Annotated in this window: 12 protein-coding genes and 1 pseudogene; all 13 read left to right on the forward strand. The window is 30.0% G+C overall.

The window, feature by feature from the left end:
- Window positions 1–193: 193 nt before the first annotated feature.
- The 13 genes and pseudogenes from CIW83_RS12895 to CIW83_RS12950 all read left to right on the forward strand — a co-directional run bounded on the left by CIW83_RS12895 (window position 194) and on the right by CIW83_RS12950 (window position 12,870).
- Window positions 194–634, forward strand: a complete 441-nt coding sequence (locus CIW83_RS12895; protein WP_094901804.1) for a MarR family winged helix-turn-helix transcriptional regulator — start codon at window positions 194–196, stop codon at window positions 632–634.
- A 23-nt stretch (window positions 635–657) separates the two neighbouring features.
- Window positions 658–2,904: an ABC transporter ATP-binding protein gene (locus tag CIW83_RS12900; protein ID WP_094901806.1), complete on the forward strand. Its 2,247-nt coding sequence runs from the start codon at window positions 658–660 to the stop codon at window positions 2,902–2,904.
- Window positions 2,901–4,757: an ABC transporter ATP-binding protein gene (locus CIW83_RS12905; RefSeq protein WP_094901808.1), complete on the forward strand. Its 1,857-nt coding sequence runs from the start codon at window positions 2,901–2,903 to the stop codon at window positions 4,755–4,757. The genes CIW83_RS12900 and CIW83_RS12905 overlap by 4 nt, the downstream gene beginning before the upstream one ends.
- 80 nt (window positions 4,758–4,837) lie before the next feature.
- Entirely contained in the window at window positions 4,838–5,029 is a 192-nt protein-coding gene (locus CIW83_RS12910; protein WP_094901810.1) for a hypothetical protein, read from the forward strand.
- A gap of 70 nt (window positions 5,030–5,099) precedes the next feature.
- Entirely contained in the window at window positions 5,100–5,930 is an 831-nt protein-coding gene (locus CIW83_RS12915) for a RimK family alpha-L-glutamate ligase (RefSeq protein WP_201259869.1), read from the forward strand.
- 213 nt (window positions 5,931–6,143) lie between these two features.
- Complete coding sequence (locus CIW83_RS12920) at window positions 6,144–6,860, forward strand: response regulator transcription factor (RefSeq protein WP_235601329.1); 717 nt, start codon at window positions 6,144–6,146, stop codon at window positions 6,858–6,860.
- A gap of 4 nt (window positions 6,861–6,864) precedes the next feature.
- Window positions 6,865–8,289, forward strand: coding sequence for a HAMP domain-containing sensor histidine kinase (locus CIW83_RS12925; RefSeq protein WP_094901812.1), 1,425 nt, complete (start codon window positions 6,865–6,867; stop codon window positions 8,287–8,289).
- 130 nt (window positions 8,290–8,419) lie between these two features.
- Window positions 8,420–9,325 carry an ABC transporter ATP-binding protein gene (locus tag CIW83_RS12930; RefSeq protein WP_094901814.1) on the forward strand — a complete coding sequence of 302 codons (906 nt, stop codon included), beginning with the start codon at window positions 8,420–8,422 and terminating at the stop codon, window positions 9,323–9,325.
- Window positions 9,325–10,071 (forward strand): ABC transporter permease, encoded by a 747-nt coding sequence (locus CIW83_RS12935; RefSeq protein ID WP_094901816.1) that lies wholly within the window; start codon window positions 9,325–9,327, stop codon window positions 10,069–10,071. The genes CIW83_RS12930 and CIW83_RS12935 overlap by 1 nt, the downstream gene beginning before the upstream one ends.
- 13 nt (window positions 10,072–10,084) lie before the next feature.
- Window positions 10,085–10,816, forward strand: a complete 732-nt coding sequence (locus CIW83_RS12940; RefSeq protein WP_143598561.1) for an ABC transporter permease — start codon at window positions 10,085–10,087, stop codon at window positions 10,814–10,816.
- A 197-nt stretch (window positions 10,817–11,013) separates the two neighbouring features.
- Window positions 11,014–12,038 (forward strand): annotated as a pseudogene (locus tag CIW83_RS12945) (lipoate--protein ligase).
- A complete protein-coding gene (locus CIW83_RS23780) occupies window positions 12,029–12,193 on the forward strand; it encodes a hypothetical protein (RefSeq protein WP_235601330.1) in 165 nt (54 codons plus the stop codon). Before CIW83_RS12945 ends, CIW83_RS23780 begins: the two are co-directional and overlap by 10 nt.
- Window positions 12,190–12,870 (forward strand): lipoyl synthase, encoded by a 681-nt coding sequence (locus tag CIW83_RS12950; protein ID WP_235601331.1) that lies wholly within the window; start codon window positions 12,190–12,192, stop codon window positions 12,868–12,870. Before CIW83_RS23780 ends, CIW83_RS12950 begins: the two co-directional genes overlap by 4 nt.
- Window positions 12,871–13,000 lie beyond the last annotated feature (130 nt).

The following is a 13,000-nucleotide window of genomic DNA, read 5'->3' on the forward strand; positions in this document are numbered from 1 at the left end:
TTTATGCGGGAGGTTTTGGTCATTGAGCTGATTTTAATTCATCACAAAAAATTGCATGAGATTAAAGAATCTAATTAGTCGACTAATATTAAAAAGATATATTTAATATGACAAAATACATATTGACAATTAAGGATTATAGTAGTATTATGAATAATATACTTAGCCGACTAACTAAAATGGAGGTAGAGAAATGGAGAATATAGATAAAGATTCCTTATATTTTGCTTTCTTGGAAGTGTTGAGATTCCACCATATTCGTACTCACATGCTACTTGATGAAATAGGAATATATCCAGGGCAACCCCCTATGCTTTTTATATTAAGTAAAGAAGGCGGACAGAGCCAAAAAGAATTAGCAGATAAATTAAAAGTAGCTCCTGCTACCATAACGGTAATGCTAAAGAGAATGGAGAAGGCAAATCTAGTGGAGCGTAGGCAAGATACAGATGATCAAAGAATATCTAGGGTTTATATTACTGAAAAAGGAAAAAAGATTTGTAAAAAAGCCAAAGATGTGATGTGGAATTTAGAAAAAGAATGTTTTGGAAATTTTACAGTAGAGGAGAAAGTAATTCTAAGAAGATTATTATTGCAAGTTAGAGATAATCTTCAGGTAAGTAGTGAGAAATAATAAATTAGACTTAGGAGGGAAATATGTTAAAGTTATTTAAAGAATTTAAGCCATTTACTATATCCATAGTAATTATTATAGTGTTGCTTTTATTTCAAGCCAGTACTGAATTAGCTCTTCCTGACTATATGTCAAGTATAGTAAATGTAGGAATACAGCAAAGTGGAATAAAAGATGTAGCACCTGAAGTAATTAGGGCTTCAGAAATGGAAAAAATTAAAATATTTTTAAGTAATAATGAAAAAATTTTTGTAGATAGTAGCTACAGACTTATAAACAAAGAAAATTTATCAGAAAAAGAATATAAGGATTATTTAGAGAAATATCCTGCTTTAGAAAAACAAGATTTATATATTTTAAATACGAAATCTAAGGAAGACATAGAGGAGATGAATTCCTTTTTAGGTAAACCAATGCTTATTATATGGGGAATTGAAAATGGAGCTCCTCAAGGAATCGCTGCAGAAAATAAAGAGAAGAATCCTTTTGCCAATCTTCCAGAGGGAACAGATCCTTTTATGGTATTAAAGAATTTACCAGAGGAACAGTTTGATGCTATGAAAAGTGATATTGAAGAACAATTTAAAAACCTACCAGAAACTATGATAAACCAATCCGCTATTAACTATGTTAAATCAGAGTATGAGGTTATAGGATTAAATATGAATAAGTTTCAATCCAATTATATTCTGCATATAGGCGGAATAATGCTACTAATTGCACTTTTAAGCATGGTAGCATCCATAGGTGTTGGATTTATATCTGCTAGGGTATCTGCTAGTCTAGGCAGAAATTTACGGGATAAGGTATTTAGACAAGTAACTGCATTCTCCAATGGAGAATTTGATGATTTTTCAACTGCTTCATTAATAACTAGAAGTACAAATGATATACAGCAGGTACAAATGTTTAGTATGATGATGCTTAGGATAGTATTTTATGCTCCTATTCTAGGAGTAGGTGGAATTATAAGAGCTCTTAGAACAAATACCTCAATGGCTTGGATAATTGCAGTAGGAGTTATAGCTATCCTTACACTAGTTATAGTTCTCTTTACCATAGCTATGCCAAGATTCAAGAAGCTACAGAAGCTTGTAGATAAGGTTAATCTTGTAATGAGAGAATCACTTAATGGATTGATGGTAATTAGAGCCTTTAATACTCAAAGATTTGAAGAAAAGAAATTTGACAATGCAAACAATGATTTAACAAGGACTAATCTCTTTGTATCAAGGGTAATGACTATGATGATGCCTACTATGATGCTTATTATGAATGTCATTATGCTATTAATCATATGGGTAGGAGCCCATGAAATAGATAATGGTGTAATACAAGTTGGAGATATGATGGCATTTATGCAATATACAATGCAGATAATCATGTCCTTCCTTATGATATCAATGATCTCAATAATACTTCCAAGAGCTTCCGTATCAGCACAGAGGATTTCAGAAGTATTGGATAAGGAGCTTACAATTAAAGATCCTATAAATTCTAAAGAATTGAATAAAGATATAAAGGGATTATTGGAGTTTAAGAATGTAAGTTTTAAATACCCTGGGGCAGAAGAATATGTTCTTAAAGATATATCTTTTGCGGCAAAACCTGGAGAAACTACAGCCTTTATTGGAAGTACAGGAAGTGGAAAGTCAACTCTTATAAATTTAATACCAAGATTTTATGATGTTACAGAGGGAGAGATTCTTCTTGATGGTATAGACATAAGAAATATAAAACTCCATGATTTAAGAGAAAGAATAGGATATGTTCCTCAAAAGGGTATTTTATTCACAGGAACTATAGAAAGTAATTTAAAATATGGTAGGAATGCTGGTGTTGATGATGAAAATGTCTTAAAGGCTATAGAAATATCACAGGCCAAAGAATTTATAGATGAAAAGGAGAATAAAATTTACTCTGAAATATCTCAAGGAGGAACTAATGTCTCTGGAGGTCAAAGACAAAGACTTTCAATTGCTAGAGCATTAGTTAAAAAACCAGAAATATTTATCTTTGATGATAGTTTTTCAGCTCTAGATTTTAAAACAGATGCTGCTTTAAGAAAGGCAATGGGTGAAGAAATTCAAGATAGAACTATACTAATAGTTGCACAGAGAATTAACACTATAATGAATGCTGAAAATATTGTAGTCTTAGATGAAGGAAGAATAGTTGGTATAGGAACTCACAGTGAACTTTTAAAGAATTGTGATGTTTATAGACAAATTGCCTTGTCCCAGCTATCAGAGGAGGAATTAGCAATATGAGTGAAAGAAATGTAAAAAATCAGAGGCGAGGAGGACCAATGGGTCATGGCCCAATGGGGGGAATGGGAGGTAGATTTGAAAAACCTAAGGATTTCAAAGGGACTTTCTCAAAGCTTCTTAACTATTTAAGACCCTATAAATTAAAACTAATTATAGTTATGATATTTGCTATTGGAAGTACTGCTTTTTCCATAGTAGGACCTAAAATACTTGGTAAAGCTACAACTAAAATATTTGAAGGACTTGTTTCAAAGATATCTGGAACGATGGGTGGAGGAATAGACTTCCAATATATATTGAATATAATCTTACTTTTAATAGGACTATATGTAATATCTGCATTGTTTTCCTTTATACAAGGGCTTATTGTTACAGGTGTAGCACAGAAGGTAAGTTATAATTTAAGGAAGGAAATATCTGAAAAGGTTAATAGACTCCCTCTTAAATATTTTGATGGTGTATCCCATGGTGATGTATTATCAAGGGTCACAAATGATGTAGATACAGTGAGCCAATCATTAAACCAAAGTATGAGTAATATAATAACTTCAGCTACTACTTTAGTTGGTATTCTTATTATGATGCTCTCTATATCTTGGCAAATGACTATTGCAGCTGTACTGATATTGCCTATTTCTATGATTTTGGTCATGACAGTAGTTAAGAAATCTCAAAAATACTTTAGAGCACAGCAAAAGTCTCTTGGTCAAGTTAATGGTCATATAGAAGAAGTTTATGGTGGTCATAATATAATGAAAGCTTTCAATGCAGAAGACGAAGTAATTGAAGAATTTAGTAAGATTAATGGAGAACTTTATAATTCTGCTTGGAAAGCACAATTTCTTTCTGGAATGATGATGCCAATTATGACTTTTATTGGCAATATAGGCTATGTAGCAGTTTCAATTCTAGGTGGATGGTATGCTATTAGAAAGACCATAGAAGTAGGAGATATACTTTCATTTATTCAGTATATAAGAAGTTTTACTCAGCCTATAGCACAGGTCGCACAAATATCGAATGTACTGCAATCTACAGTTGCTGCAGCCGAAAGAGTATTTGAATTCTTGGGAGAAGATGAAGAAATTAAGGAATCAGAAGTACCTGTTAAACTAGAAGAAGTTGAGGGAAGTGTAACATTTGAGAATGTTAAGTTTGGATATAATGAAGACAAGATAATAATCAATAATTTCTCAGCAGATATAAAACCAGGACAGAAGGTAGCCATAGTAGGACCTACAGGAGCAGGTAAGACTACCATAGTTAAACTTCTAATGAGATTCTATGATTTAAATGAAGGTAGAATACTCATAGATGGTTATGATATAAATGATTTTACGAGAGAAGATTTGAGGGATAATTTTGGCATGGTTCTTCAAGATACATGGTTATTTAGCGGAAGTATAATGGATAATATAAGATATGGTAGATTAGATGCTACAGATGATGAAGTAATAAAAGCTTCCAAATCTGCATATGCCCATAGATTTATACAGACTTTGCCAGATGGATATAATATGGTAATAAATGAAGAAGCTAATAATATATCCCAAGGACAAAAGCAACTTTTAACCATAGGAAGGGCAATCCTTTCAGATCCTAAGATTCTTATTTTAGATGAAGCAACTTCTTCTGTAGATACTAGGACAGAAGTATTGATACAGAAAGCTATGGAAAATCTTATGAAAGGAAGAACTAGCTTTATAATTGCCCATAGGCTTTCAACTATAAGAGATGCAGACTTGATACTTGTTATGAAAGATGGAGATATTGTAGAGCAAGGTAGCCATGAGGAGCTTTTACAAAAAAATGGATTCTATGCAGAGCTTTATAATAGTCAGTTTGCAGCTTAAGAAATATTAAATAATAATCACTCTTTAAGGGTATAAATAATACCCTAAGAGTGATTATTTATTTTTAAGGAGTGATTATTATGTTAAAAGTAATAGGTCATATAGCATTTATAATCCTATTTTTATTTATATCATTCTTTGGAATAGGTCCTGTAATATTTGCAGATGGAACCATGAATGAGAGAATAATGAACTTATTAATTATAATATTAGCTTATGGCATATTGATATGGTTATATAGAATTTTTATTAGAAAAATGAGAATAAAATAATTATTGGATATTATTTATATTTTCCAATAAAAAAATATTGCTAAAACCATCTTTTCGGAGTAAAATATTTTTGTCAAATATTAGAGAGGATGGTCTAATGAAATTAATCACATTTAACCCTTTTAGAACGATAGGCATTCCCAAGGTTAGCTATATTAAACCTGAAAATATGTTCAAAGAAATAGAGAAGATAAAAGAAGCAGACTATATATTATTTCCTGAATACTGGCAAGTGAATACATTGGTCTATGGACTGAAAAAAAAGATATTTCCAAATATCAGCACATACCAACTTGGGCATAATAAGATTGAGACAACTAGGGCTTTACAAGCCATATTCCCTAAAAGTGTACCTTATACGCAAATATTAGGTAAGGATAATATAAATATAGAAACAATAGAGGAAGAATTTAGTTATCCATTAGTTGCTAAGGAAATAAAGAATTCTATGGGAAGAGGAGTTTTTCTTGTAGAAGATAGGAAACAACTTAGGTCTTATATAGATAATAACGAAATTTTATATATTCAGGAAAGACTTCCTATAGATAGAGATATTAGAATAGTATATGTAGGAAATCAAGTAATAGGCTCCTATTGGAGAATTGCAGGAGAAGGCCAATTTCACAACAATATTGCAAAGGGTGCATCCTATGATTATGATAATGTACCAGAAGAAGCAATTAAATTAGTGGAAGATATAGCAAGGGAGTTAAACATAAACCATGCAGGGTTTGATGTAGCAGTAGTTGATAATAGATTATATGTATTGGAATACAATGTAATGTTTGGTAATGAAGGTCTAAGAAATATAGGTGTAGAGGTAGAAAAATATATTCAAGAATATATAAACAATGATCCAGACTTTACACCAAGCAATCCAACATTCCCAAGAGCTTCTTAAAATAGAAATCATTTTAAGAACTTTTTAGAAAGATGTATATTGTAGATACTTTAGATTAAAATATTCAATAATTCATTTAAAGTCTGATAGGGAAATACCCTATCAGATTTTTTGTGCTTTTATTTAAGGTTTTAATAATATATACTGAAAATATAAGTGCTGTTTTGTATAATTATATTTCAAAATATATTTGTATTAGAAAGGATAATTGAATTGATTGGAATAAACTCCTTAGGAACAGAAAAAATACTTTTAGTAGATGATGAGAAGGATATACTAGATTTGTTAGAGACAACATTGATTAAAGAGGGATTTAAAGAGATATACAAATCTTTATCTGGATATGAAGGCATTGAACTATGTAAAAAAATGAATCCAGATATAATTGTTTTAGATATAATGCTTCCAGATATCGATGGATTTCAAGTATGCCAATCCTTAAGAGAAATTACTTTATGCCCAATATTATTTTTATCCGCAAAAAATGATGATATAGATAAATTATTGGGTTTAAGCTTGGGTGGAGATGATTATATTACTAAACCATTTAGCCCTAAAGAAGTAGCCTATAGAATAAAGGCACAACTTAGACGAAAAGCATATTTAAATACTATAGAAAATAATATAATTGAATTTGGACAGATGTCCATAAATGAAGGAAAAAAAGAAGTATCAAAAAATGGGCAGGTTTTGTCCTTAACAGCAAAAGAATATCAACTTTTATTATACTTAGCAAAATATCCAAACCATATATTAAGTAAAAAGACTTTATATGAAGCCATATGGGAAGAACCCTACTTCGGTGATGACAATACTATTATGGTCCATATAAGAAAAATAAGAGAAAAAATTGAGGATATTCCCAGTTCTCCTAAGTATTTATTAACCATAAAAGGGCTTGGATACAAATTAAATACTAAGGAGGTATAGGTAGATGAACTGGAAAATGACCTTACGCTTTATCATAACCATAACTATTGTCAATATGATGATTCTTTTGCTAGTTTTCTCCTCCTTAAATTATTTTTTATATGGACAATATACGTTTTCTAGAAATACCAATGATACCAATGAAATCTACTCAACTCCCATGGCAGCAGAAGAATTTGCCTCAGATTTCTTACAATTCATAGAATTTAAAGATAACAATCCTAATGTATCAGAAGAAGGAATTGAAATATTAAAAAAGAATAATGGATGGGTGCAAATACTGGATAACAATGGATATGAAGTATACAGTCATCTTAAACCTGATAATGCTCCTACACACTATTCTCCTGTGGAGATTGTACATGCTTATAAATATAATGGTGTTATAGGAGATTCCAGTATTTTTATAGGCATGATTAAGAATAATGATTTAAAATATAGTTATATAATAGGGCTGCCATATGATTTAGTAGCAAGATATATAATCTATTTTAATTTTTCTAAGATATTTAAATCATATAAACAAGCAATATTTATAACATTATTTAGCACTTTATTCATAACTATTTTAATAAGTTATTTATTTGGTCGAAAGCTTACAAATCCTTTATTTAAAATAATTAATGGCATTAAAATTTTAGCTAGTGGGGATTATAACGTTTATTATCCTGAAAAAGGCATATATAAGGATATTTGTTCTAGCATAAATAATCTCAGCCTCAAATTAAAAGAAAACAGAATGGAAAAAGAAAATCTAAATAAAATACGAAAAAACTGGATAGAAAATTTTTGCCATGATGTAAAGACTCCTCTTTCATCTATTAAGGGTTATGGAGAAATATTATTAGATGATAATTATATGTCTTCTAATGAGGAAAAGGATAATTATCTGAAAATAATATTAGAGAAAACAAATTATATAGAAAATTTATTAAATGATTTAAAACTAACCTATAAACTACAAAATAGTTTAATTCCTTTAAAAAGGCAAAAAGTTAATTTAAATGATTTTATGGTAGAAATTATTGTTAATATTTTAAACCATCCATTATATGAGAGTAGGAAAGTAAATTTTTCTTATAAAGAAAACCCCGTTTTCATCGACTTAGATACCCATCTTTTTTCTAGGGCAATAAATAATCTAGTATATAATGCACTAATACACAATACTAAAGATACTATTATTGATATATCGACTTCTAATGATAATGGAGTTTGCATTTTAATTGAGGATAATGGTATGGGTATGCCTAAAGAAAAACTTGACCATCTATTTCATAGAAATTATAATGATAAACTTTTAGAAGAAAGTAAAAAAGGTTCTGGACGAGGTATGATTATATCCAAAGAGATTATTGAAGCTCATGGAGGTACTATTCAAGTTACTAGCCAGCTAGGAAAAGGAACCAAAATAACTATAGTCTTATAAAATAAGCCTTATAAATTAGATAAGGCTTATTTTTTATATAGATTTAAGGATTAATTAAGGAAGACTAAAAATATACTTAAGGTCCGAATGATAGAGTTGAATTAACAAAAAATTAAGAAGGGGTTTTAATATGAATGAATATGTTATAGAAACAAAAAATTTAACAAAACAATTTAGTAATTTTACCGCCGTTAATAAAATTAATTTGAAAGTAGAAAAAGGGCAGATTTATGGATTTTTAGGACCTAACGGTGCTGGAAAATCTACTACAATAAGAATGCTTCTAGGGCTTATAAAACCTACTGAAGGAAAATCCTATTTATTTGGTAAGCCTATGGAGAGTCATTCTATAAATCTATTAAGAAAAGTGGGATCTATGGTAGAATCCCCATCTTACTATGGCAATTTAACTGCTAAAGAAAATCTAGAAATAACTAGAAAAATATTAGATGCAGATAAAAAAGAGATAGATAAGGTATTAAAAATTGTAGATTTAACGAAATGGAAAAATGAAAGAGTCAAGAAGTTCTCTTTAGGAATGAAACAAAGACTTGGAATAGCTCAAGCACTGTTGGGAAATAAGGAATTATTGATATTAGATGAGCCTACCAATGGGCTAGATCCTTCTGGAATACATGAGATAAGAGATTTAATAATTAGTCTTCCGGAAATGCTGGGGGTAACTGTGCTAATATCCAGTCATATTTTAAGTGAAGTAGAGTTAATGGCTACACAAGTAGGAATTATTAATAAAGGAGAACTCCTTTTTGAAGGACCTCTTAGAGAACTTAAAAATAAAAATCAGTCTGAAATATGTATAGGAGTTTCTCCTATATCAGAGGCAGAAAGGTATCTATTGGATAAAAATTATGAAGTAGATAAAAAGAATGATAGATTATTCTTGAAAAAAGAAGACTTAAATCCTGGGCTGATCAATAAAGAATTAGTTTTTCAAGGCTTTGAAGTTTCACATATTAGTGAAGAAAATAAAAGTTTAGAGAATATTTTCTTAGAGTTAACAGGAGGAATAAAATAATGAAAGTTTTTCTATCCAGTATTAAAAATGAATTTCTCAAGCAGAAAAGAGGATTTACATGGAGCATAGCTGTATTGCTTTCTTTGGGTACTAGTTTTTTGGCTTTTGTAGATGTTTATTTAAGATATGACTATCTTATAAAAAAACAGGTTCTTTTAAACACATGGGAAATCTTATTATTAGAAAATCATTTATCAGCTCTTTGGTTTATTACTTTTCCATTGGCCATTACAACAATATGCTCACTATTATATTATGTAGACTATAAAGATGGAGGTCTAAAATATACTTTAACTTTGCCTATTGGCAAGAATAAATTATATTTTTCTAAATGGATTACTGTAGTAATCTTTAGTATCCTTATGATTATATTAAATATTTTAGGGCTAATACTTGTGGGAAAAATATTAAATTTTCCTGACTCCTTAGATATATATTTATTTTTTAAATATGGCATATATCAATTTGTTGCTCTTCTAGGAGTAATCAGTTTACAACTTTGGTTAAGCTCTCGAACTAACAATATTATAGCTTCACTAGCTCAAGGTTTCGTGGGGATTATTGTATCTTTATTTTTAGCTCAATCTCAACTTATTGCAAGATTTATTCCCTATGCCCATATGCTTTACTCTATACCACTGAAAGGAGAAAATAATTCTATAGCAATACAAGGCGGTATAATTTTTGGGCTGCTATTTCTTTTTATTGGTGTGGTTAATTTTAAAAGAAAAGATATTTTGGAATAAAGGAGAAGATATAATGTTAAAAATGTTACAAATAGAAATATTAAAATTAAAACATTCAAAAGTTTTATGGATTGCCGCTTTGGCTCCTGCATTTGTAGTCTTTCAAGGAGCTTCTAACTTTTTAAGATATTATGACCTATTTACAGAAAAAGGCCAAAATATATGGAGCCAAATATATACACAAAGTGTTATTTTCTATTCCTTCCTATTGCTTCCTATATTGATTACTTTGATTATGTCTATTATGGGAAAAGTAGAGAATGACAATGGGGGATGGAAATATGCTTTAACTCTTCCTGTTAAACGAAAGGATATGTATATAAGCAAGTTTATCTTAGGTAGCAGTATAGTTTTCATAAATATACTTGTTTTTATAGTAAGTGTATTAATAGCAGGAAAGATGGTGAAAGCCCCCGGACCTATTCCCTATGATATGATTATTGGACAGCCTCTTTTATCCTATATAGTATCTTTTCCTATTATGATAATAATTTATATTATAAGTATAAACTTCTCTCATGTAGGAGTACCATTAGGATTAGGAATAGGTCTTACTCTTCCTGCACTTCTTGTGGCTAATACTAAGTATTGGATATTTTACCCTTGGACCTATCCTGCAATGGCTACTTCTGGAGGAGGATTATTTGAATCAAGTATGCTTATTTATCCCTTCAGTATAATATTATTTGTTATAGCTTTTGTAATAGGTTTATATAAATTTAAAACTAAAGATATACTTTCATAGATAATATAGTTCTCTTGTTCTAGAATTTTTAGACAAGAGAACTGTATTATTATGTTATACTTGGTGTAATACTATGTATTTTATGAGATAAAGTAATGTGAAGAAGATGAGTAAAGGTTATACAGTATAATATTGAAAAGATTAAAAATATTAGATATAATGAGACGAAAAAGACTATACCAATAGGAGGATATAAAATGATATATGTAATAAATAATAGCAATGATCCTTTTTTTAACCATGCTGCAGAAGAATATCTAATGAATAATTTTAATGAAGAGGTATTTATGTTATGGATAAATAAACCCTCCATATTGATTGGTAGAAATCAAAATACTCTATCTGAGATAAACTTAGACTATGTTAAAGAAAATGATATCATAATAGTTAGAAGGTTATCAGGAGGAGGAGCGGTTTATAATGATTTGGGTAATATGAATTTTTCTTTTATTACTTATAGGAATTCTTCAGATGGACAAGTAAAAAATGGATTTGAAAAGTTTGCAATGCCGGTAATAAATGCTCTTCAGTCATTAGGAGTCAATGCCGTATTTACAGGAAGAAATGATATAACAATAGATGGGAAGAAGTTTTCTGGGAATGCCCAATATTTTCAGAAGGACAAGCTTCTTCACCATGGAACTCTTCTATATGATTGTGACATGTCAAAATTATCCTTGGCCCTAAAATCCAAGGCTATAAAATTTGTTGATAAATCAGTGAAATCGGTAGGGGCAAGAGTTACGAATATCGCTAATCATATGAAAGAGAGCATGACACTACTAGAGTTTAGAGAATACCTGAAAAACTATGTAATAAAAACCCATGGTATAGAAACAATATATGAATTTAATGAAAAAGATTTAGAAGAAATTAATAAGATAGTTAGAGAGCGATTTGAAACCTGGGAATGGAATTATGGGAAAAGCCCAAATTATAGATATAAAAATTCTGTTAAATATCCTAGCGGAGTAATTGAATACTATCTAGAGGTTGAAGATGGTCAAATTGAGAATATCTCTATTTATGGGGATTTTTTGGAGAGAAGAATATACAAGAGTTAGAGGAAAGATTAATAGGGGTAAAGCATAGTATAAAAGATTTAGAAAATGTTTTAAATCAAATAAATACAGATGATTACATTAGAGGTTTATCAGTTAAAGAGTTTATTGAAGGGTTACTGGATATAGAATCAAATATGGAGGGATATGAATGCGTTTAAGAAAACCAGAGTGGATTAGAGTAAAGATGCAAGGAGGAACTGTATCAAACAAGGTAAATTCTTTGATATCGGATCTTTCTTTGAATACAGTATGTAATGAGGCAAATTGCCTAATAGGATGGAATGTTATGAGAGAGGAACTGCTACATTTATGATACTGGGCAGAAATTGTACTAGGAATTGTACTTTCTGTAATGTAACTAGAGAAATGCCAGATAAAGTAAATCCAGATGAGCCTGAAAATGTAGCTAAGGCTGTAGCTAAACTTGGTTTAAGACATGCAGTTATTACATCAGTTACTAGAGATGATTTAGAGGATCAGGGAGCTAACCAATTTGCAAGAGTTGTAGAGGAGATAAGAAAAACTACCCCAAAGGTAACAGTTGAACTACTTATACCAGATATGCAGGGAAATAAAGAATTGATAGATATTATTTTAGATTCAGAGCCAAATATATTGAATCATAATGTAGAAACAGTACCAGAGTTATATGATGAGGTTCGGCCTATGGCAATATTTGAGAGGTCAATAGAATTACTTGATTATGTAAAAAGAACAAGACCAGAGATGAAAACTAAATCAGGTATGATGCTAGGTTTAGGTGAAACTAAGGAACAGGTAATAGATGTATTTAAAAGATTAAGAGAAGTTGATTGTGATATGTTGACATTGGGGCAATATCTACAGCCTACTACAGCTCATATTCCAGTAGTAGAATATATTACCCCAGGGCAGTTTGATGAATATAAAGAGATTGCATTATCTATGGGATTTAAGAGGGTAGCTTCATCACCACTTGTTAGAAGCTCATACTATGCAGAAGACTTCTAGAATATTATATAAGGTTTAAGGACATTAGGGAGTAAAAGAAATAAAATTATATATTTCTTTTACTCTTTTTAGTTTCCTTATTTTAATCATTTATCTACAGTTTATAAAAGAAACAATCTAAGGTTGAATA

The organism is Tissierella sp. P1 (assembly GCF_002266425.1).
GTDB lineage: Bacteria > Bacillota > Clostridia > Tissierellales > Tissierellaceae > Tissierella > Tissierella carlieri.